We start from the raw sequence: 22,692 nt of genomic DNA on the forward strand, positions 1-22,692 counted from the left end.
CTGAGGTAGCGCCCGCAGCCTGAAGGGGTGGTCGGGGAGTTGTATGTGGCCGGCGCCGGGGCGGGGTGCGGCTATTGGCGACGCTCGGGGCTGACGGCGACCCGGTTTGTGGCGTGTCCGTTCGGGGCGGCGGGGGCGCGGATGTATCGCACCGGGGATTTGGTGTGGTGGGGCCCCGATGGGCAGCTGCGTTATGTGGGGCGCGCCGACGAGCAGGTCAAGATCCGCGGGTATCGCATCGAGTTGGGGGAGGTGCGCGCGGCGTTGGCCGCGCTGGAGGGGGTCGAGCAGGCGGTGGTGATCGCCCGCGAGGACCGCCCCGGCGACAAGCGCCTGGTGGGCTATATCACCGGGACCGCCGAGCCGGCTGCGGTGCGCGCGGCGCTGGCCCAGCGGTTGCCGGCCTATATGGTGCCCGCGGCGGTGGTGGTGCTCGACGCGGTGCCGTTGACGGTCAACGGCAAACTCGACACCCGGGCGTTGCCGGCCCCGCAGTATCACGACGGCCGGCATCATCGGGGCCCGGTCGGGGCGGTCGAGGAGATTTTGGCCGGGATCTACGCCCAGGTGTTGGGGCTGGAGCGGGTCGGGGTCGACGAGTCGTTTTTCGAGCTGGGCGGCGACAGCATCTTGTCGATGCAGGTGGTGGCGCGGGCCCGGGCGGCGGGGTTGGTGTGTCGGCCGCGGGATGTTTTCGTCGAGCAGAGTGTGGCCCGGCTGGCCCGGGTGGTGGGGGTGGCCGAGGATGCCGGTGAGCTCATCGATGAGGGGGTGGGGCCGCTGGTGGCCACCCCGATCATGTGCTGGCTGCAGGGTGTGGACGGGTCGGTGGAGCAGTTCAACCAGACGGTGCTGTTGCAGGGGCCCGCCGGGGTGAGCGAAGCCGATGTGGTGGTGTTGCTGCAGGCGTTGCTGGATCGGCATGCGATGCTGCGGCTGCGGGTCGGTGTCGATGAGGCCGGGCGGTGGTCGTTGCAGGTGCCCGAGGCCGGCGCGGTCGATGCGCGCCGGTGTCTGCGATCGGTGGCGGTGCTCTCGGATGCGGCGCTGGTGGAGGCCCGGTCGCGGTTGAACCCGGCCGCCGGGGTGATGCTTTCGGCGGTGTGGGTGGCTTCGGCGGGTCAGTTGGCGCTGATCGTGCACCATTTAGCCGTCGACGGGGTGTCGTGGCGGATTTTGGTCGAAGACCTCAACATCGCCTGGGCTCAGCACCGCGAGGGCCAGCCGGTGCTGTTGCCGGCGACCGGGACGTCGTTTGCCCGGTGGGCGGCGCTGCTGGCGGACTACGCGCACCGGCCCGAGGTGGTGGCCCAGGCCGACACCTGGCGGCAGGTGGCGGCGGCGCCGGCGGTGTTACCGGCGGTGTGTCCGCAGGTCGACACCTACGCCAGCGCCGGGTCGTTGGCGGTGTCGCTGGGGGCCGAGCCGACCCGGATGCTGCTCGGGGAGGTCCCGGCGGCGTTTCACACCGGCGTCCACGACATTTTGTTGATCGCGTTCGCGTTGGCCTGCGCGGAGTTTTTCGGCGCCGCCGACGCGCCGATCGGCATCGACGTCGAAGGCCACGGCCGCCACGACGACGTGGCCCCCGACGCGGACGTATCCCGCACGGTGGGCTGGTTCACCGCCAAATACCCGGTGTCGCTGCGTGTGGGTGAGTTGTCCTGGGCGCAGGTAGTGGCCGGCGAAGCCGGCCTGGGGGCGGTGATCAAAAACCTCAAAGAGCAACTACGGGCCCTGCCCGACGGGGTCAGCTACGGGGCGCTGCGCTATCTGAACCCCCACGTCGACCTCGACGGGCCCGACCCGGTGATCGGGTTCAACTACCTGGGACGCCTGGGCGCGCCCGCCGAGGTCAGCGGTGAGCTGTGGCGGATCAGCCCCGACAGCGGCTCGATCACCAGCGCGGCCGCGGCGATCCCCATGGCGCTGATGCACACCGTCGAACTCAACGCCGCCACCATCGATACCGGCACCGACACCGACACCGGCCCGCACCTGCACGCCGGCTGGACCTGGGCCCCCTCGACGCTAGATGCCACCCAGGTCACCCGGCTAAGCCGACTCTGGTTTGACGCCCTGACCGGTATCTGCGCGCACGTGCGCCGCGGCGGCGGCGGGTTGACCCCCTCCGATATCGCCCCGGCCCGGCTCAACCAGCAGCAAATCGACGAACTACACCAGCACTACCACATCGCCGACGTGTTACCGCTGACCCCCTTGCAGCAGGGACTGCTCTTTCACGCCAGCACCGCCGACCCCAGCGACGACGTCTACGCGGTCCAACTCGAGATCACCCTCACCGGCCGGCTCGACCCGCACCGACTCGCCGAGGCCGTGCACACCGTGGTGACCCGCCACCCCAACCTGGTGGCCCGGTTTTGCCCCCAGTTCGACGAGCCGGTGCAAATCATCCCGGCCGACCCCGCAGCACCCTGGCGCTACCTCGAACTCGACACCGACACCGACACCGACGAGCAGATCCAGCAGATCTGCGCCGCCGAACGCGCCGCGGTCTATGACCTCACCACCCAGCCGGCCTTCCGGGCGGCGCTGATCCGCACCCGAGCAGACCAGCACCGACTCGTGCTGACCAACCACCACATCGTGGCCGATGGCTGGTCGCTGCCGATCCTGCTGCACGAGATCTTCGCCAGCTACTACCACCAGCGGCTGCCCACCGCGGTCCCCTACCGCCGCTTCGTCACCTGGCTGGCCGACCGCGACCACCACAGCGCCCGCGCGGCCTGGGCCCAGGTGCTGGCCGGTTTCGACACCCCCACCCTGGTCGGCCCGCCGGATCGGCTCGGACAAGGCCGCCGCGACGTGGCCACCTTCCGGGTGCCCGAACCAACCACCCGGGCGCTGGGCGAGCTCGCCCGCGCCCAGCACACCACCACCAGCACCGTGCTGCAAGCCGCCTGGGCCACCCTGCTGACCTGGCTGACCGGACACCACGACATCGCCTTCGGCGCCGTGGTCTCCGGACGCCCCACCGAACTCAACGGCGCCGACTCCATCATCGGCCTGCTGATCAACACCGTACCCATCCGCGCCACCATCACCCCGACCACCACCACCACCGACCTACTCCAGCACCTACACACCACCCACAACCACACCCTCGACCACCAACACCTCGCCCTGCCCGAAATCCACCGCACCACCGGCCACGACCAACTCTTCGACACGCTGCTGGTATTCGAAAACTACCCAGTCGACATCGCCGCGTTGTCCGGCCTCGACGGACTGACCGTCACCGCGTTCACCAACCGCGAATACAACCACTACCCCCTTTCGGTCGCGGTCCTGCCCGGCCGCGAGCTGGGTCTTCGGGTCGAGTCCGACACCAGCGTGTTCGACGCGTCCGGCATCGAGGCACTCATCGACCGGCTACAACAACTGCTGGTGGCCATGACCACCAACCCCACCCAACCGCTGTCGTCGATCACCCCGCCCGATCACGCTGAACACCCCCGGCTCGCGGGATGGGCGAACGGAGCGATGCTGGCCCGAACGCCGATCTCGGCGGTCTCGGGACCCGAGCAGCACCACGGCGGTCGCTATCGCGCCCCGGCTACCTTGGTCGAGCAGATTCTGGCCAGTATCTACGCCCAGGTGCTGGGCGTCGACCGGGTCGGGGTCGACGACTCGTTTTTCGACCTGGGCGGCGATTCGCTGGCCGCGATGCGGGCGATCGCGGCGATCAACACAGCCCTCGATGCCCAACTCCCGGTCGTCACCTTGTTCGACGCGCCGTCCATTCGAAGCTTGAGCCAGCAGTTGGGCGGCCAGGCCGGCACCGTGGACAAAGTCTCCGCCACACGCTCGACCCACGGTCGCTGAAACCGGGCCGGCCGCCACGGCGGCTACCAAATACGGGGCAGCAACCGATACCGAACCGTCCGCCGGTACTCCCGGTATCCGTCCAACTCGTCTTCGAGCAGCTCCTCCTCGTCGCGGATGCGCAAGGCAAGCACGGTCAGACCGGAAACGACGAAGACCAGTCCCCAGTAGGACCCGAGGGCAAGGGGGATCCCCACCATGGTGATCACGTTTCCGGTGTACATCGGGTGGCGCACCAGCGAATACAGACCGGTGGCGACAAGCTTCTGGTCGGACTCGACCCGGACTGTCGCACCCGCGTAGCTGTTCTGAACGACCACCAGCATCACCAAAACCAGCCCAACCGCGACCAACACATCACCGACCAAGCAGAGTGCCGTCGGCACCTTCGACCACCCGAAGCGGTGGTCGAGGGCGCTGACCACGAGCATCGCGGCCAGCGAGAACCACAAGCCACCCATAACGAGCTTTTGGACCATTCTGGTCTCCGCTCGCGGCCCGCCCCGCGTCCGTCGTTGCAGCGCAACCGGATTCGTATACAGCAAATAGATGCCGGGTATGCGCGCCAGCACGATGACCACCGCCAGCAGAACCCACGCCTGCCAATAAGCCAACGTCCACGCCGGCAAGAACACCGCCACGCCGAACATGACCAGCCAAACAAGTTCGGAGAGCACGATTTTAGGAATACTTTTCATCGGCGTGCCCTGGTCCGAGTGCCGGCCACCCTGCAGCACGAGCCGCGGTCAGGCGGCTTCCCCGGCCGCCAGCTTTTCGCACAGCAGCTCTGCCAGACCCCGAATGGTGGTCACGGCGATGGAACCGGGGGTGAGCCGGATGCCCGTTTCGGTCTCGATGCGGGTACGCAGTTCGAGCGCGCCCAGCGAGTCGACGCCGTACTCGGCGAGCGGACGGTCCGGATCGACACTGCGACGCAGGATCAGGCTGACCTGGTCGGAGATCAGACGCCGCAGCCGGGTGGGCCACTCCTCGACGGGCAGCTCGTCAAGCTCGGCACGCAGTTTGCTGCCGCCCATGTCCATGTGCCGGGTGGAGCGGAACGATTCGGCGAAGGAGCTGCGCTGGGCGAAGGCGGTCAGCCACGGTGTGCCCATGATCGGGGCATAGCCGGTGTAGGCGCGGTCGTGGCGCAGCAGCGCCTCGAACGCGTAAGCACCCTCGTCGGGGGCGATAGCCACCCCGGCACCCTCCGCCAGGGCCGTCGCGCGCCCGATCTGGGCCCAGGCTCCCCAGGCGATCGCGGTGGCCGGCAGGCCCTGCGCCCGGCGCCACCGGGTGAACGCGTCGAGCCAGCTGTTGGCTGCGGCGTAGGCACCCTGCCCGGGCGAACCTACCAACGCCGCTGCCGAGGAGAACGAGCAGAACCAGTCCAACGGCTGATCAGCGGTGGCTTCGTGCAGCGCGGAATGCAAGTTCCAGGCACCGTAAACCTTTGGCGCCCAGTCACGCTCGATGAGCTCGTCGGTGATGTTGGTCAGTGTGGCGTCCTCGACCACCGCCGCGGCATGCAGCACACCGCGTACCGGAAGCCCGGTGGCGGTCGCGACGGCCACCAGCCGCTGCGCTGTAGCCGCCTCGGCGATATCACCGCACTCCACCACGACGTCGGCGCCCAGCGCCCGGATCCGGTCGATCGTCTCGCGCGCCGTGACCGTGGGTTGGGACCGGGACGTGAGCACGATGCGCCCGCAGCCCGCGGCCGCCATCTTCTCGGCGAGAAACAACCCCAGGCCGCCCAGGCCACCGCTGACGAGATAGGAGCCGTCCCGGCGGAAGACCTGAGCCTGCTCCGGGGGCACCACGACGCTGCTGCTCCCGTGGCGGGGCACCTCGAGCAGGAGTTTGCCGGTGTGCTGGGCCGCGCTCATGGCCCGGATCGCGGTGGCGGCCTCGGCCAGAGGGAAGTCGGTGTGCCTCGGAGGAGGCAACGCACCGTCTGCGACGAGCCGGTACACGGTGCGCAGCAACTCCCCGACCCGTTGCGGGTGACTGACCGACATCAACGCCAGGTCGACATAGTGGAACGTGAGGTTTCGGCGAAACGGAAACAGCCCCAGCCGGGTGTTGGCGTAGACGTCACGTTTGCCGATCTCGATGAAGCGTCCACCGATGGCCAACAACTCCAGTCCCGCGCTTTGCGCCGCGCCGGTCAGGGCATTGAGCACGACGTCTACCCCGTACCCGTCAGTATCGCGGCGGATCTGTTCGGCGAACGCAGTGCTTCGAGAATCGTAGACATGTTCGATCCCCATGTTGCGCAACAACTCTCGCCGCTCTTCGCTACCGGCGGTGGCGAAGATCTCCGCTCCGGCGGCGCGGGCGATCGCGATCGCCGCCTGGCCCACGCCGCCGGTTGCAGAGTGGATCAACACCTTCTCGCCGGGCGCGATCTTGGCCAGGTCGTGCAGCCCGTACCACGCGGTGGCATGGGCGGTGGTGATCGCCGCCGCCTCGAGGTCGGCCAGCCCCTCCGGAAGCGTGACGGCCAGGCGCGCGTCGCAGGTCACAAACGTGGCCCAACAGCCGTCGGCGCACAGACCACCGACATGATCGCCGACCTTGTGCTGGGTCACGCCGGGTCCCACCGCGGTCACCACGCCGGCGAAATCCATCCCCAGCTGCGGCAGCTGCCCCTCATAGCTGGGGAATCGTCCCATCGCCAGCAGCACGTCGGCGAAGTTGACGCTGGAAGCGCTGACCGCGACCTCGATCTGTCCCGGCCCCGGCGCAACCCGATCGCAGGCAACCAATTCCAGTGTCTCGAGATCACCGGGAGTCCGGATCTGCAGTCGCATCCCGTCGCGGTCATGAACCGCCACGGTGGTACGCCGCTCCTCCGGGCGCAGCGGGGCCCGGCACAGGCGCGCGGTGTACCACGCGCCGTCGCGCCAGGCGGTCTCGTCTTCCTCCGACCCGCCGAGCAGCTGACGCGCCAACTGCTCGGCGTCGGTGGCTGCGTCGGTGTCGATCTGGGTGGTGTGCAGGTGCGGATACTCGGCGCCGATCACCCGCATCAAACCCCGCAGCCCGGCTTGCTCCAGATTGGGCACGTCACCGGCCAGCACGCTCTGGGCGGCGCGGGTCACCAGGTATACGCGGGGAAGCTCGCCGCGGATCTCCGCCAGTTCGCGGGTGATGTGCACCAGATGCTGCACATACTCACGGCCCCGTCGCGGGGCTTGATCCTCGCCGTCGCCGCTTCGCGGTCCGGCGAGCACCACCACGCCGCGCAATCCGTCGGCCCGCAGGTGACTTCTGAGTTGATCCGGGGTTTGTTCTGAGTTCGCGGCGTCCTCGGCGGGCAGTGGCCAGCACATCGTGGTGCACTGCGCGCCGTGGTGTCTCAGCGCATCGCTCAACGCGGTGCCCACCCGATCGGTGTCGGCGATGCTGATCAGCAGCCAGGATCCGGCACGGTCGTGGGGGAGTTCGGGAAGCCGGCGCTGCTGCCATTCGATGCTCAGCAGCCGCTCGCCCAGCACCTGATCGTGCGGACTGTGCTCTGCCGCCCCGGTACCCAGGCGCAGTCCCCGCACGGCCAGCAGCACCGTCCCGCGCTCGTCGAGCAGATCCAGGTCGGCCTCGACCCCGGTGCTATCGCACGCGGTCACCCGGGTGTAGCAGTAGTGCGCAGTGCGGGCCGGGCCGTAAGCACGCAGGCGACCGACACCCACGGGCACCGCCAGCACGTCCCTACCGACAGCCTGCACCCGCGGATGAGCCATAACGGACTGAAAGCACGCATCCAGCAGCGCCGGGTGCACTGTGTAAACACTGTGCTGCGAGCGGATTTGGCCGGGTAGCGCGACCTCGGCCAGCACAGTGGTCACCGGGTCGGCGCCAGTGTCCTCGCCGATGTGCACCGCGCCCAGGCCACCGAACGCCGCACCGTAGCGAATACCCCGCTCCTCCAGGCGCTTGCGCACCTCGGCGCCGTCCTCGCGACGCGGATGAGCGGCACGTAACGCCGACGTGTCGTAGGCAGCCGGCGGCTCCGCCGGTGCGGCCTGCAGGACCGCGCTGACGTGCCGCGCCTGCTCGCCGTCGCGATAGGTCGCGACAGTGAACTCGGCGCTGCCCGGCGACGACAACACCGCCGAGGCGCTGACCGTGACCTGCCCGTCCAGCAGCAGGGCCTGCTCGAAGCGGATGTCAGCCACCTCGGCGCCCTCGCCCAGCACCGTGTGCGCGGCCCCCAACGCCATCTCGCAATAGGCCGTTCCCGGCAGCACAGCCACCTCGTTGATCTGGTGCTCACCCAGCCAGGGCTGGGCGGCAGTGCCGACCTCGGCCTGCCACGCATGGCGCTCCGGCTCCTCCGGAAGACGCACATGCGCACCCAGCAGCGGATGCACAGCAACCGTGCAAGCGCCGTGCACCGGGGATTCCTGGCCGTCGCGGCTCAGCCACAGCCGGCGATGGGTCCAGGTCGGCAGCGGCGCGTCCACCAACCGCCCCCGGGGATAGAGCACCGAGAAGTCCACCGCGGCGCCCGCACTGTACAGGCCCACCAGCAAACCCCGCATCCCGTGCGGCAGTTCCTGCTCGCGACGCATCCCGGCCAGCGTGGCCAGCGGCATGTCGAGACTGCGGGCGGTCTGCTCGACAGCATGGGTCAGCAGGGGGTGCGGCGACAGCTCCGCGAAGACCCGATAGCCGTCCTCCAACGCGGCCCGCACCGCGGCGGCGAACCGCACCGTGCGCCGCAGGTTGTCCACCCAATACTTGCTGTCGCACACCGGCTGCTCGCGCGGATCGAACAGGGTGGCCGAGTAGAAGGGCACGTCGGGTGTCATCGGGTCGAGCTCGGCGAGGACGTCGGTCAGCTCAGCGAGGATCGGATCGACCTGCGGCGAATGCGAGGCGACGTCGACCGCTATCTCCCGGGCCATCACGTCGCGCTGCTCCCAGGCCGCGACCAGGTCGCGGACCGTCTGGGTGTCCCCGCCGATCACCGTGGACTGCGGCGAGGCCACCACCGCCACTACGACGTCTTTGACGCTGCGCACCGCGAGCTCCGAAAGCACCTGTTTGGCAGGCAATTCCACCGATGCCATGGCGCCGGCGCCGGCGATGCGCGACATCAGCCGCGAGCGACGACAAATGACGCGCAGTCCGTCGTCCAGCGACAGCGCACCCGCGACGACCGCCGCGGCGGCCTCACCGAGCGAGTGCCCGATGACCGCGCCCGGTCGGGCTCCGTATGCCTTCATGGTGGCGGCCAGGCCAACCTGCATGACGAACAGTGTCGGCTGGATCCGGTCGATACCCGTCACGGTCTGCGGCGACGTCATCGCCTCGGTGACCGAAAAACCGGACTCGCGGGCGATCACCGGCTCGGCCTGCGCGACAGTGGCCGCGAACACCGGTTCGGTGGCCAGCAACTCGGCACCCATCCCGGCCCACTGTGAACCCTGTCCGGAGAAAACCCACACCGGTCCCCGATCGTCGTGCCCGACCGCGGCTTCATAGGGAGCATCCCCGCCGGCCGCCTCCCGCAACGCCTTGATGAGCTCCGCCGGACAGCCGGCGATGACGGCGGTACGTACCGGCCGGTGCGCTCGCCGACGCGCCAGGGTGTAGCCCAGGTCGGGCAACGCCACGTCCTCGTGGGCCTGCAGCCAGTCGGCCAACCGGCCGGCGGTGCGCCGGAGCTCGTCGGCCGAGGTAGCCGACAGCGCGAACAGCAGCGGTGCCGGTGCCTCCGGGCCGGCCGCGATATCCGCGGTGACGGTGTCGGCAGAGTGTTGCGGTGCTTGCTCCACGATGGCGTGCACATTGGTTCCCGAGACCCCGTACGACGAGACCGCCGCGCGGCGCGGCTGGCCCGCGGTGCCGGGCCACGGGGTAATCTCTTGCGGCACGAAGAGTTTGGTCTCAATACGGGAAAGCTCATCCGGCAGACGGGTGAAGTGCAGATTCCGCGGAACCACGCCGTGCTGCAACGCCAGGATCGCCTTCATCAGCCCGAGAGTTCCCGAGGCCGACTGGGCATGGCCGAAGTTGGTCTTCACCGATGCCAGCGCGCAGGGTTGCTCGACGCCGTAGACCGTGCTCAGGCTGGCGTATTCGATGGGGTCACCCACCGGAGTGCCGGGGCCGTGCGCCTCGACCATGCCGATACTGCGGGCATCCACACCCGCGGCGTCCAACGCCGCCCGGTACACCGCGACCTGCGCGGCCTGCGACGGGGTCGAGATATTCACGGTGTGGCCGTCCTGGTTGGCGGCCGTACCCCGCAGCACCCCCAGGATCCGGTCGCCGTCGCGCAGGGCATCGGGTAAGCGCTTGAGCAGTACGACGGCGCAGGCCTCGCCGCACACGTAGCCGTCGGCTGCGACGTCGAACGCTCGGCAGCGCCCGGTGGGCGAAAGATGGCCTTGCGCCGTGCCGGCCAGGAATTTCCGTGGTTCCAGCATCACGAATGCGCCGCCGGCCAGCGCCAGATCACTCTCCCCGTCGTGTAGGCTGCGACAGGCCATGTGCACCGTCAGCAGCCCGGAGGAGCACGCGGTGTCCACCGTCAGGGCCGGACCGTGCAGTCCCAGGGTATAGGCGATACGCCCCGAGGCGAGGGCGAACGTGTTGCCGGTAAACCCGTAGGGCCCCTCCATGGCCGGGGAATCGGCGGCCACCAGCTGGTAGTCGAAATGCGTCAACCCGACGAACACGCCGGTCAGCGAGTCGGTCATGGTCTGCGGGGTAAGACCGGCGTGCTCCATGGCTTCCCACGAGGTTTCCAGCAGCAGACGATGCTGCGGATCCAAAGCGACCGCCTCGCGCTCACTGATCCCGAAGAACTCCGCATCGAAGCCGGCGACGTCGTCGAGGAACGAACCCCACTTCGACACCGACCGCCCCGGCACGCCCGGCTCGGGGTCGTAGTAGTCGTCGGCGTTCCAGCGGTCGGGCGGAATCTCGGTGATCAGATCATCACCGCGCAGCAGCGCCTCCCAGAGCTGCTCCGGGGAGTCGATGCCGCCGGGCAGCCGACAGGCCATGCCGATGACGGCAACCGGTGTCACCGGCGCGGTGCCGCGGGGCGAGGAGTCGGCCGAAGCCACGCGGTGCACACGCTCATCCATCGCCCCGAACGCAGTCATCCAGCCTCCTCGCTGCAACGATTAATCAGCCTGGTCCGCCGCTTGACTCAGATCTGGCACGCCTATCCCGCTGACGTGCATTAAAAGCGGGCAGCGGTATTATACATATTACAGTTATTGACGAAGAAGTTATTTTTCTGTAATGCGCGCCTGCCGGCCGGCTTTCTGTGCACCTCTCTTTTCGAAGACCGTGCAACAGCGAGCGCCAAGCGCGGTAACCTCGTGCGCGTGGTGGAGACGTCCATTCCGGCTCTGTTGCGCGAGCGCGCGAGTCTGCAGCCCGATGACGCGGCATTCACGTTCTTCGATTACGAGCAGGACTGGGCCGGCATTGCCCAAACGCTGACCTGGCCGCAGCTGCATCGGCGGGCGGTGAACGTCGCACGCGAGCTCAGACTTTGCGGATCGCCCGGTGATCGCGCCGTGATATTGGCCCCGCAGGGACTGGATTACATCATTGCCTTTCTCGGTGCGTTACAGGCCGGGCTGATCGCGGTTCCGCTTTCGGTTCCATTGGGCGACGTCAGCGACGATCGCGTTGATTCGGTACTGCGCGATGCGGCCCCCGTTGCCGTTCTCACGACATCCGCTGTGGTGGGGGCGGTCAGCCGACATGTTGCGCCACAGCCCGGGCAATCCGCTCCGTCAGTCATCGAAGTCGATTTGCTGGATTTGGATGCTCCACCAGGACCCGACACCGGCGAAGATGCTCACCAAACTACCGCATATTTGCAATACACATCCGGATCCACCCGGCAGCCTGCCGGTGTGATGATCTCCTACCGGAACCTGGTCGTCAATTTCGATCAGCTACTATCCGGCTACTTCGCTGATCGCGGCGGAGTGCCGCCACCGGATTTGACGCTGGTATCGTGGCTACCGTTCTACCACGACATGGGCCTGGTCCTCGGGGTTTGCGCGCCGATCCTGCTGGGATCTCCCGGCGTGCTCACCAGCCCGGTGTCGTTCCTGCAGCGTCCGGCCCGGTGGATGCAATTGCTGGCAACTCATTCTCAAGCATTTTCAGCGGCTCCGAATTTTGCTTTCGAACTTGCTGCCCGAAAAACGTCGGACGAGGACATGGCAGGATACGATCTCGGGGGCGTGCAAACCATTCTCAGCGGTGCCGAGCGAGTACACCCGGCTACTCTCCAACGCTTTGCTGAGCGCTTTCGGCGCTTCAACCTTCAGGATAAAGTTCTCCGGCCCTCATACGGGCTCGCGGAAGCAACGGTGTACGTGGCCACCAGCACCGCGGGCCAAGCGCCGCACGTCGTTTATTTCGACTCCGACAAATTGTCCGCCGGTCACGCGAAGCGGTGCTCGAGCGGAGGCGGGACACCACTGGTCAGTTATCCGCGGTGGCAATCACCTACCGTGCGCATCGTCGATCCCGAGACCGCGGCCGAATGTCCGGAGGGAACGACCGGCGAGATCTGGGTGCACGGCGACAACGTCGCCGCGGGCTACTGGCAGAAACCCGCAGAGACCGAGCGCACGTTCGGAGCCATGCTGGTCGCGCCGTCGCCCGGCACGCCGCACGGGCCCTGGCTGAGGACCGGGGATCTGGGCTTCGTCTCCGACGGAGAGCTGTTCGTCGTCGGTCGTATCAAGGATCTTTTGATTGTCTACGGGCGCAACCACTCTCCCGACGACATCGAGGCGACGATCCAGGAGATAACGCGGGGCCGGGTCGCGGCCATCGCGATTCCCGTCGAGGGCACGGAGCAGCTTGTCGTGATCATCGAAGTCAAGAAGCTGGGCGACTCCGCGGAGCAGGTGAGGCACAACTTCGATGTCCTCAAGCGGGAGATCACCTCGGCCGTCTCGGCCTCGCACGGCCTCGGGGTGGCGGATCTGGTTCTGGTGCCGGCCGGCTCGATACCAACCACCACCAGCGGAAAGATCAAACGATCGGCCTGTGTCGAGCAGTACCGGCGCAATCAGTTCGCCCGCTTGGACGCGTGACGACGCGACCCGGCGCTTCGTCCGGGTCCTTAGCCCTCCTTAGCCCCGACTTGTGTCAAACCCGCCCTGCCGACCAGGTGCGGGGAGTAGCATCCCGCGTCAGCCGGTGGGTCGGCTGGGATCGAGCGCATCGCGCACGGGTAACCGGCAGAGCCGTCGGGGGAAGGGAAGACCGTTGAGACACGCTGGTCGTGTGGTTCGACTGGGCATGCTGACTGTGAGCCTGGGTGCGTGCACGACGCTGGCCACGCTCGCGGGAATTGCGCGGGCCGACTCCTCCGGCGCGTCGTTTTCGGTGCTCGACCAACTGCTGAGCGCTCTTCTCGACCCCGGCGAGACGGCGTCGGCTCCCGACATGCAGATCTCGATCAACGGGATGGAGCTGTTCCCCACCACCGACAACACCGCGACCGCCACCTCCGGCTCCGGGGACATCGCGATCGCCATCGGCGACGGGGCCAATGCCAATGCCAGCGGCAGCTATGACCTCGCCTTTGCCCACGGCCCCAACAGCACCGCCGAGGGTGTCTTGGGGAGCAGTTTGAGCCTCATCGCCGCCGACGGCGACGCCAGCCACGCCACCAACGCGTTCGGCGGCTTCCTGGACACCGCATTCGCCGACGGCGCCGGCAGCAACACCACCACCGGAATCGGCGCCGTCGGCGACCTTGCCCTCGCGCACGGCAGCGGCAGCGAAGCCAGCGCCGGGTCTCTCGGCTTCTTCGACAACGCCGTCGCCGTCGGCGCCGGTGCCCACTCGATCGCCGGGATCGGCGCCACGCTGGGCACCGCCGCCGCCTTCGGCGACAACGCCAGCGCCCTGGTGGCGGCAAGCCTCGGTGACCTCGCCACCGCGCTGGGCGCCGACAGCGTCGCCGCCACCGCCGGCGGCGGCGACGTCCTCGCGCTGGCCACCGCCGGTGGCGACGCCAACGCCGTCGGCGTGTTCGAAGCCGCGCTCGGCAACGGCGCCAACAGCGACGCGACCGCGGGCGGTATTCTCGGCCTGGCATTCGCCCTGGGCAGCGACCTCAAGGCCATTGACTCCGGCATCCTTGATTTCGCAAGCGTTTTCGGCACCAACGCCGAGGCCGACGCCACCACCGGCATCGCCGACCTGGCCTCCGTCCTCGATCTCGGCGGCGCTCACGATCTTGCCGTCGCCGGCGGCACCAGCGCCGGCAACGGCAACCTCGACGTCGCCACGATCCTCGGGGCCGGCAGCACCGCCAGCGCCGGCTCGGACTCCACCGCATCCGGCAGTTTCGACCTCGCCGCCGTCCTGGGCAACATGCTCGACGCGAACGCGACCGGCGGCAACCTCCTACTCGACATCGCACTGCCGTTTTTGTCTTTGCCGCTGTAGCGAGTGGGGTCCAGGTTTGTGACTTCTGTCTCAGTCAGCTGAAAAGGCGACAAACTGAAGTATCCTCAGTGGTGATCTCGCGGTTCATCTCCTCGCGGGCATATCCGTGTCGCGAGCGTCCGGCGGGGCAACGCACGCAACGACGCGGAACTCCTCACCACGATCTGTGTGCTTGGCATGCTGACTGCTGATCAGCTCATAGGAGTGTTGGGAGAAGTTTTGAACCAGGATCCGGCTGACCGCGGTACCGTCCGCCGCGCCCGTCACGCCGACGGGAGGAATTCGGCATGATCGATTTTGGTGCCCTGCCGCCGGAGATCAACTCGGCGAGGATGTACGCCGGTCCCGGCCCGGAGTCCCTGTCGGCGGCCGCGGCGATGTGGGACGGGTTGGCCGCCGAATTGGGCACCGTCGCGAGTTTCTACCGGTCGGTGGTGTCGGGATTGACGGCCGGACGCTGGCTGGGCCCGGCGTCGCTGGCCATGGCATCGGCGTTCGGGCCGTACATGGCATGGACCGCCGGTGTTGCCGCACGCGCCGCCGAGACAGCAGGGCAGGCCCGGCTCGCGGTGGAAGCCTACGAAACCGCCTTCGCGATGACGGTGCCACCGCCGGTGGTCATCGCCAACCGCGCGCAACTGGCTGCACTGGTCGCCACCAACTTCTTCGGCCAGAACTCGCCGGCAATCGCGGCCACCGAAGCCGCATACGGCGAGATGTGGGCCCAAGACGCCGGGGCGATGTACGACTACGCCGCACATTCGGCCACCGCCTGCGCACTGACCCCGTTGGTGTCGCCGCCGCACGTGGTCAACCCGGCCGGGGTGGCCGCCCAGGCCACCGCGGTCGCCAACGCCGCCGCCGCCGCACCGGCACAGCAGGCGTCGCTGGCGAGCCTGGTGTCCTCGATTCCCGCCACGCTGTCCACGCTCGCATCCCCGGTGTCGAGCCTGACGAGCTCGTCGTCGCTGTCCAGCCTCGCGGTCACACCGGTCTACGCACTGCCCAGCTATTTCATGGCGGCGGGGACCCCGCTGTATGGCATGTCCTCCATCCTGGCCATCGCCCAGACCGCGCATGGTTTGGCGAACAGCGCCGCGGCGGCCGCACAAAGCGCCACTGCCGGCGCGGCCAGCGCGGCCGCCTCGGGAGCCGGCGCACTCGGACATCTCGGCTCGGGGGTGGCCGCCGGCCTGGGCAATGCGACCTCGCTGGGCCCGCTGTCGGTGCCGGCCAGCTGGACCAGCGTGATCCCCGCAGCGCACGCAGGCGCCGCGACCGCATTGCCGAACGCTGGTCTCAACGGCGCGCAGGTGCCGCCCAGTCTCTTGGGCACGGCGCCGCGGGCCAGTCTCGCCAGCGCCAGCAGATCGGTCGGGCCTCGCTACGGCATCGTCCCGACCGTGATGACCCGCCCGCCGGCCGCCGGATACGTCTAGGCCCGGACATGACGCCGCCGACGCTGATCACACCCGCCCAGCTGGCCGACGATGTCCCGGCGGTCGCGCAACCACAGTCGCGCACGACCGGCGCCAGGCCGGTGCCGGCCCCGGTGCGCATGGCCGTCGGCGGCACCGTCGTCGATCGCTGCGAGTTCGACGAAGCCCTGGCGATCATCGCGTCGCGGCTGCACTCGGCATCCGCCGCCGGCCTGGCGGTGGGCTCGGTGAACCTCGACCACCTCTACCATTTCCGGAACCACGGCCGCACGGCCACTCCGGTGACCGCGGGTCCGCCCGAATGGCTGTTGCTGGCCGACGGCATGCCGATCGCCTGGCGGGGCCGGCTGCTCACCGGCACGGCGTGGCCCCGGGTCACCGGCGCCGACCTGTTGCCGAGCGTGTTGACATTGGCCGAACGCACGGGTGCGCGGGTCGGCTTTTTCGGGGGCAGCCCCGAAACCCACCGCCTGCTCGCCGACGTGTTGCGCAAAAGTCATCCCGCGCTGCGGATTTCGGGGATGTGGGCACCCGAACCGCACAGCATCGCCTTGTTGTCGCACAACTGGGCGGCGAAGATCCGCGCCGCGGGCACCGACATCCTGGTGGTGAGCCTCGGCAAACCGGCACAGGAACGGTGGGTCGACCAACACGGCTCCGCGACGGGCGCGCGGATTTTCCTGCCGTGCGGCGGTGCCATCGACTTTCTGGCCGGCAAAACCCGGCGAGCACCCGGATGGATGCAACAGCTGGGGCTGGAATGGCTATACCGGTTGACCAGCGAGCCGCGCCGGTTGGCCTCCCGTTACCTGCTGCAGGGCCCCGTCGCCTTGTTCCGCGCCGTGCGCGCGCAGCTGATCTGCTACCCCGTTGCGTGCTACACCCCGACCAGTCGGGAGATGAGCCTGCCGGCTCCCGGCCGGCCCGCTGCGGTGCCGGAATCCACCGCACCCCCACCACAGCAAGTCGAGGTGGCCGCACTGCCCAAATACCAGTCCCGCGGTGCGCCGACTTCTCGACGCGGTCAGGGTTCCCCACACCGCTGGCAAGACCGGTATTCGCATCGGCTGCGCATCACCGACTCCCTGGTCGTCGGCGCTTCGGTGCTGCTGGCCCAGTACATCCGGTTCGGGGATTCGCCTGAGATGTCAGGTTACCCGGGTGTGGTGATGACCCTGTTCTCACTTCTCTTCGCGGCGCTGTGGCTTGCGTGTCTGGCGATATTCCGCACCAGATCCACGCACGTCATCGGAACAGGGATCGAAGAGTACCGCCGGGTCGGCAGCGCGTCGTTCTGGACATTCGGGATGATCGCGATGGTGTCGCTGGCCGCCAATATCGCGCTGGCGCGGCTCTATCTGGCGGCTGCCCTCGTCCTGGGCACCATCGGATTGCTGATCAGCCGCAACATCTGGCGCAGACACATCTGCCGCAAACGCGCGGACGGCAAATACCAGACGATGGTATTGGCGATCGGCGACCGGAGAAAAATCGCGCACCTCGTGCATGAACTGGACAGTAACCCGAAGGACGGCTACGTCGTCGTCGGCGCCTGCATACCGGGACATGGGCCGCCCCGCGGGGAAACTCTGACGGTCGAGGGCCGCACCATCCCGATTCTCGGCGACGAATCCCATGTCGTGGCCGCGGTCAACGGTTGCGGTGCGGACGCGGTGGTGGTGACGCAGACCGAACATCTCGGCGTGAGCGCGATCAGATCCCTGATGTGGGAGTTGGAGTCGATGGACGTCGACCTCGCGGTGGCGCCGGGAGTGATGGACGTCGCGGCAGCGCGACTGACTTTGCGGCCGGTCGCCGGATTTCCCTTGCTGCATGTCGAGAAACCGCAATACCACGGATCCCAGCGCTTTCAAAAACGGACCTTCGATTTTTGTTTCGCGCTGGCGGCTCTGATCGTGACATCGCCTCTTCTCGTGGCGGCCGCTGTCGCGATCAAGTTAACGAGCAAAGGTCCTGTCTTCTATCGTTCTGAACGTGTCGGCATCAATGGAGAGCCCTTCACGATGCTGAAACTTCGCACCATGGTGGTCGACGCCGAAAAACACGTGGGCCGGCTGCTACCGCTGAACGAGGGCGCCGACGGCGTCCTGTTCAAGTTACGTCAAGATCCCCGGGTCACCCCCGTGGGCAAACTGCTCCGCAGATTCAGCATCGACGAATTGCCGCAATTCATCAACGTGCTCAAGCAGCAGATGAGCGTGGTCGGGCCGCGGCCGCCGCTGCAGCGGGAAGTCGACCAGTACGACGGCCATGTGCACCGGCGGCTGCTGGTCAAGCCCGGCGTTACCGGGATTTGGCAGGTCAGCGGCCGTTCCGAGCTGTCCTGGGACGAGTCGGTCCGATTGGACTTGTCCTACGTCGACAACTGGTCGATGGCAGGTGATCTGATGATCATCGCCAAAACGGTCAAAGCCGTGTTGAGCGGGCACGGAGCCTACTAGGTGGCGTGAGGTGAAAACCCCCACCCGGCTGCGGCTTTATCGCGGCATACCGAGGGGGCGGCGCCCGGGGGGTTGTCGGCCATGACTGAGTCGGCCGCATCCGAGAAGGCCGTGCCGTCGGTGCCGGTCGCGCGGTTGGCTCGAGCCTTCTCGATCCAGCTGACGTGCCGGGCCCTGGGGATGGCGGCCTCGGCGGTGTCGGTGGCGATGACCGCGCGTTACCTGGGTCCTCTGCACTACGGCCAGCTCACCATCGCGGTCGCGTTCGTCGGGATGTGGATGAGCCTCATCGATCTCGGGATCGGCCGGGTCATCGTGCGCCGCGTCGCCGCGGGCCGCGACGACTTGGAGCGGCTGGTCCGGATCTACAACGGACTGTCCCTGCTCTACTGCGTTCCGCTGGCGGCAGCGGCGGCGGCATCCGGGTTGCTCCTGTATCGCGACCGCGACGTGCGCGTGATGGTCGTGGTGCTCTCGGCGCAACTGTTCACGGCGATGATGACGACCCGGCTGGAACCGGTCTTCGTGGCCACGGTCCGCTTCTCCGCGGTGGCCATTTCCGATCTGCTGAGCCGGCTGGTGACACTGGGTGTGATCGGATTTTTGGTGGCCGAACACAGTGAGGTCATCTGGTTCGCGGTCGCGCAACTCATTCCCACCACCCTGCAGGTCCTGATCCAGGGCAGGGCGGCGGCGCGGCACATTTCGCTGCGGCCGATCTTCGCTCCGCGAGAGGCCGTGAACCTTTTGCAGGAGAGCCTCTTCCCGATGGGCGTCACGGTGATCACCGTCTTGTACTGGCGCGCTGACGGCGTGATCTTGTCGCTGGTGAGCACGCATTCGGAGGTGGGGGTCTACGGCTTGGCCTCCTCGATCGCGCTGAACACGCTGGTGGTCGCGGTGTTCTTCCTCAAGTCCACGCTGTCCACGGCCACCGAGCTGTTCGCGCGCGACGTCGCGGCATTCGCCGGTTTCATCCGCCGCAGCGTCGAACTGATGTATTTTCTGGCGGTCCCGGTGGCCGTCGTCGGAGCCTTGCTGGCCGGGCCCCTGATTCGGTTGTTCGGGAACCAGGCGTTCGTCGGACGCGGCACGCCGACCCTGGCGTTGCTGTTCATCGCGGTAGGCCTGCGCTTCGTCAGCACCACCCTGGGCGAAGGGTTGTTCGCCAGCCATCGCCAGCGCTTCTGGTTCTGGTTGTCGATCGCCACCCTCGCGCTCAACGTCACGCTCAATCTCGCCCTGGACACGCGGCTGGGTGCCGTCGGTGCCGGCGTCGCGCTGGTGTGTACCGAGCTGGGCAACACGGCGATCGCCAGCGTGTGGCTGCGCCGTGAATGCGGTTACCGCACACCGGCGCTGTTCTTGCTGCGGGTGCTGGTGCCCACGGCAGCCAGCGTCGCGGTGACGCTGCTGCTCTCCGGTCAGCAGGTACTTCTCGTCCTGGCCGCCGCCGCCGCGGCATACCTGGCGACCAGCGCGACGATCGGACCCCTCACCTGGTCGGCACTGGTGTCGCTGCGCCGGGCGGGGATAGCCGCATGACCCGCAGGAACCGGGCTTACCTGACCCGCCGGGAACGAGCCGAGTTGAAGCGTCGCATGGACCGGGCGTATTTGCCGCAGCCGACCGGCAGCGCGGCCACCCTGCCCGCCGTGCGTTCGCTTGCGGTGCTGATCGTGACCGGCGCCGACCGCGGCGTACTCGAGGCGTGCCTGCGCAGCGTCGTCGACCACCTGCCCGACTTGCCGGTGTATGTCTGCGAGCTCAGTGGTGCAGGGTGTTCCGGTCATCCCGAACCGATGGCGGGATACCCGGCGGTGCACTGGATGTCGGGAACGGCGAACCTCGGCTTCGCCGAAGCCGTCAACACGCTCGTGCAGCGCACCCCACCGGAGACGGATCTGCTGTTGCTGGATCCCGGCGCGGTCTTGCGGGGGCCCTTGATCCGCACCAGAGAGTTGCTGCGCCGGCCCGGTGTGGCGGCCGTAGCGCCGATGACGCGCGGCCACACCGGTTCCGGCCGCGATGCGGGGGAGGTCGCGCACCGCCGCCCGTGGCTGGCGATCAGCCGTGCCGCCTGGAACGCCGTCGGCGGCTTCGACGAAGAGTTCTTCGGCCACGGCGAAGTGGCCGACTGGCAGTCCCGCGCCCGGGCAGCGGGCTGGCGCGTTCTAACAGCCGACGAGGTCGGTGCGGAAACGCAGCAGGCACGCATACCGGAGCCTGCCACCGACGCAGAACTGCGCCGCGATCGGGATTTGTTGCGCGCCAACACTGCTCTGCTGCTGGAACACCAACACGGCGTGGGGCGCGCGGACCGGTACCTCGCCGGCGCGACGCTGCTGGACCGGCTGCAGCGGTCGAAGCGCGACGCGCGGCGCGGCGCCGGGGGCGGCAACGGCCTCCCGGCGATCGTGATCCTCACCAACCGTCTCGTCTACGGCGGCGCCGAACGGCAGAAGGTCTCGCTAGCAACAGAACTAGACCGCCGCGGCTACCCGGTCACCATCGTCTGCCTGCAACGGTTCGGACCCTTGGTCAAAGAGGTTCCACCGACCGTGCGCGTAGTGCGCCAGCCCTGGTGGGCGCCGATCCTCGACCTTCCTTCCGGCCCCGCGGTGCTGATCAGCGGTGACACCAACACCGAGACGGGATTTGCCACCCTGTGGCGCGCGGCCGGCACGCGCCGGCGGTGGCTGGTCGCCGCACACATCCCGCCGGATGAGCACCGCCGCATCTACTCGCGGCCGCTGACCACGGCGATGCGCCGCGCCGACGGTTTCATCGCCCTGGCGCGACATCATTGGGACATGCTGATCGCGCACCACCGGCTCGGCGGGCGAGTGTTCTTCGCACCCAACGGCGTCGCCGTCAGCGACGACCCCGCGCCGCGGGTCCGGACCCCCGGTGCGCCGGTGCGCTTGGTGATGCTCTCGCGCATCGTCGAGCACAAGAATCCGCACCTGCTGATCGAGGCGCTGCACGGCCTCCTCGACATGAGTTGGCGGCTCTCGATCTTCGGTGACGGCCCCGACCGGGAGAGGCTGCAGGCCCGCACTCCCGCCGAGTTGCGCGACCGGGTGCAGTGGCACGGGTGGTCGGCCGGACCCGGGCCCGCGCTGGCCGACGCCGATCTGCTGTGCGTCCCGAGTCGCTCGGAGGCGTTCCCGCTGGTGATTCTCGAGGCGATGGCCCGGGCGGTGCCGGTTGCGGCGTCGGCGGTGTGCGCGGTCCCCGAGATCCTCGATCACGGCAGTGCGGGGTTTGTCGTCGAGCCGGTGTCGGTGTCCGGGTGGCGAGAACAGCTGGCAGCGATCCTGGCAGACCCCGGCGCGCTGCCGCAGGTCGGGCGACGCGGCTTCGAACGCCTGCGTAAGCATTACACGGTCGAGGCCATGACGGACGCCTACCTCGACGCGATCAACACCGTGCTATGAGCTCGCTTCGGGTGCTGTGGCTTTCTCCGTGGCTGCGACCACTGGCCCGGGTACAGGCCGAAGCGCTGCGCCGACGGGGAGCCGAGGTGCTCTTGGTGACCACCGACCGGCACCCCGAGTCCGACGCCGCCCGAGACTACGAGTTGGTGCTCGATCCGCGTCTGCGCACGACCGCGACCTGGCCGGCCGTGTGCGCGGCCCGGCGCCGGATCCTCGAGTACCGGCCGCAGGTGGTGATCGCCGACCTGGTCCGCGATCCGCGCTGGATCGCGCTGGCGGGGCGGGTTCCCCGTGTTCAGCTGGTGCACGACGACCGGCCGCACGACGCTGTCGAACACCGGCCGCGCTACGAGACCGCGATCTTCGACCGCTGGGGTGCCCGTTCGGCGGCCACCATCACCTACAGCAACTATGTCGCAGCCGCCGTCGCCACTCGCCGCGACGTCGCCGGCACACGGGTGCACGTCCTGCCGCTCACCAGTGACCTGGACCCGGCTCTCGTCCCGCCGCTGGTGGGTCCTCGAGACCGCCGCGACTTCGTCATGATCGGCCGGTTCTACTCGTACAAGAACGTCGACGTGGTGCTGCGAGCCTGGCAGCGGCACGTCCGCGGCGGCTGGCGCGGTGACCAGCTGGTGCTGATCGGCGGTCCACTGGATGCTCGCGCCCGGCCCGACCATGTCCGCCTGCTCCCCGGCAGTTACCGCTACCGCGACGTCGTCACCACGCTGGCCGCTGCGAAAGGCTCGGTCGCCCACTACCGGCGTGCGTCGCAAAGCGGCGTGCAGGTGCTCTCCATGCAGTTGGGCGTCATGCCCATCGTGTCCACCGCCGGCGGCCTGCCCGAATACCAGCCGCCCGGCTGCCCGCCGATCGGGATCGACGACGTCGCCGGGCTCACCGCCGCCTTCGACGCCTTGGCGGACCCTGTCACCGCGGCAGCGCACGGGGCCGCGGCCGCGTCTCATTACGCGCGGCGATGCGCCGTCGAGCAGGTCGCCGACCGGCTGCTCGACGTCATCGCCGACGTGGCGGGACGCCGGTAGC

General features: G+C 68.4%; 10 protein-coding genes and 1 pseudogene. 9 read left to right on the forward strand and 2 right to left on the reverse strand.

The features are described from left to right. Positions 1-141 precede the first annotated feature (141 nt). Entirely contained in the window at positions 142-3,846 is a 3,705-nt protein-coding gene (locus F6Q13_RS07885) for a condensation domain-containing protein (RefSeq protein WP_367141263.1), read from the forward strand. A 23-nt stretch (positions 3,847-3,869) separates the two neighbouring features. On the opposite strand, the gene F6Q13_RS07890 is transcribed toward F6Q13_RS07885, so the two are convergent. Both F6Q13_RS07890 and pks2 read right to left on the reverse strand, forming a co-directional pair. Further along, entirely contained in the window at positions 3,870-4,544 is a 675-nt protein-coding gene (locus F6Q13_RS07890; RefSeq protein ID WP_293054866.1) for an isoprenylcysteine carboxylmethyltransferase family protein, read from the reverse strand. Positions 4,545-4,592: 48 nt separating this feature from the next. After that, complete coding sequence (pks2, locus tag F6Q13_RS07895; RefSeq protein ID WP_293054868.1) at positions 4,593-10,970, reverse strand: sulfolipid-1 biosynthesis phthioceranic/hydroxyphthioceranic acid synthase; 6,378 nt, start codon at positions 10,968-10,970, stop codon at positions 4,593-4,595. 228 nt (positions 10,971-11,198) lie between these two features. Between pks2 and F6Q13_RS07900 the strand changes: the two genes are divergently transcribed. The 8 genes and pseudogenes from F6Q13_RS07900 to F6Q13_RS07935 all read left to right on the forward strand — a co-directional run bounded on the left by F6Q13_RS07900 (position 11,199) and on the right by F6Q13_RS07935 (position 22,691). Then, positions 11,199-12,938, forward strand: a complete 1,740-nt coding sequence (locus F6Q13_RS07900) for an AMP-binding protein (RefSeq protein ID WP_293054924.1) — start codon at positions 11,199-11,201, stop codon at positions 12,936-12,938. A 193-nt stretch (positions 12,939-13,131) separates the two neighbouring features. Continuing rightward, positions 13,132-14,304: a hypothetical protein gene (locus F6Q13_RS07905; RefSeq protein WP_293054870.1), complete on the forward strand. Its 1,173-nt coding sequence runs from the start codon at positions 13,132-13,134 to the stop codon at positions 14,302-14,304. A 287-nt stretch (positions 14,305-14,591) separates the two neighbouring features. Continuing rightward, positions 14,592-15,743: a PPE family protein gene (locus tag F6Q13_RS07910; RefSeq protein ID WP_293054872.1), complete on the forward strand. Its 1,152-nt coding sequence runs from the start codon at positions 14,592-14,594 to the stop codon at positions 15,741-15,743. 119 nt (positions 15,744-15,862) lie between these two features. Beyond that, positions 15,863-16,549, forward strand: a pseudogene (locus tag F6Q13_RS07915) (WecB/TagA/CpsF family glycosyltransferase); the annotation flags it as partial. A gap of 93 nt (positions 16,550-16,642) precedes the next feature. Continuing rightward, positions 16,643-18,205 carry a sugar transferase gene (locus tag F6Q13_RS07920; protein WP_293054926.1) on the forward strand — a complete coding sequence of 521 codons (1,563 nt, stop codon included), beginning with the start codon at positions 16,643-16,645 and terminating at the stop codon, positions 18,203-18,205. Between the two features lie 81 nt (positions 18,206-18,286). Further along, a complete protein-coding gene (locus F6Q13_RS07925) occupies positions 18,287-19,750 on the forward strand; it encodes an oligosaccharide flippase family protein (protein WP_293054874.1) in 1,464 nt (487 codons plus the stop codon). 44 nt (positions 19,751-19,794) lie between these two features. After that, positions 19,795-21,645: a glycosyltransferase gene (locus F6Q13_RS07930; RefSeq protein WP_293054927.1), complete on the forward strand. Its 1,851-nt coding sequence runs from the start codon at positions 19,795-19,797 to the stop codon at positions 21,643-21,645. Next, positions 21,642-22,691, forward strand: a complete 1,050-nt coding sequence (locus tag F6Q13_RS07935; RefSeq protein ID WP_293054876.1) for a glycosyltransferase family 4 protein — start codon at positions 21,642-21,644, stop codon at positions 22,689-22,691. The genes F6Q13_RS07930 and F6Q13_RS07935 overlap by 4 nt, the downstream gene beginning before the upstream one ends. Position 22,692 lies beyond the last annotated feature (1 nt).

Source organism: Mycobacterium sp., assembly GCF_008709575.1.
Classification (GTDB): Bacteria; Actinomycetota; Actinomycetes; order Mycobacteriales; family Mycobacteriaceae; genus Mycobacterium.

What these genes read in the sequence shown, in the direction of transcription:
- F6Q13_RS07885 (WP_367141263.1), top strand. Translation starts at nt 142, where the DNA reads ATGTATCGCACCGGGGATTTGGTGTGGTGGGGCCCCGATGGGCAGCTG.
- F6Q13_RS07890 (WP_293054866.1), bottom strand. Translation starts at nt 4,544, where the DNA reads ATGAAAAGTATTCCTAAAATCGTGCTCTCCGAACTTGTTTGGCTGGTC.
- pks2 (WP_293054868.1), bottom strand. Translation starts at nt 10,970, where the DNA reads ATGACTGCGTTCGGGGCGATGGATGAGCGTGTGCACCGCGTGGCTTCG.
- F6Q13_RS07910 (WP_293054872.1), top strand. Translation starts at nt 14,592, where the DNA reads ATGATCGATTTTGGTGCCCTGCCGCCGGAGATCAACTCGGCGAGGATG.
- F6Q13_RS07920 (WP_293054926.1), top strand. Translation starts at nt 16,643, where the DNA reads ATGAGCCTGCCGGCTCCCGGCCGGCCCGCTGCGGTGCCGGAATCCACC.
- F6Q13_RS07925 (WP_293054874.1), top strand. Translation starts at nt 18,287, where the DNA reads ATGACTGAGTCGGCCGCATCCGAGAAGGCCGTGCCGTCGGTGCCGGTC.
- F6Q13_RS07935 (WP_293054876.1), top strand. Translation starts at nt 21,642, where the DNA reads ATGAGCTCGCTTCGGGTGCTGTGGCTTTCTCCGTGGCTGCGACCACTG.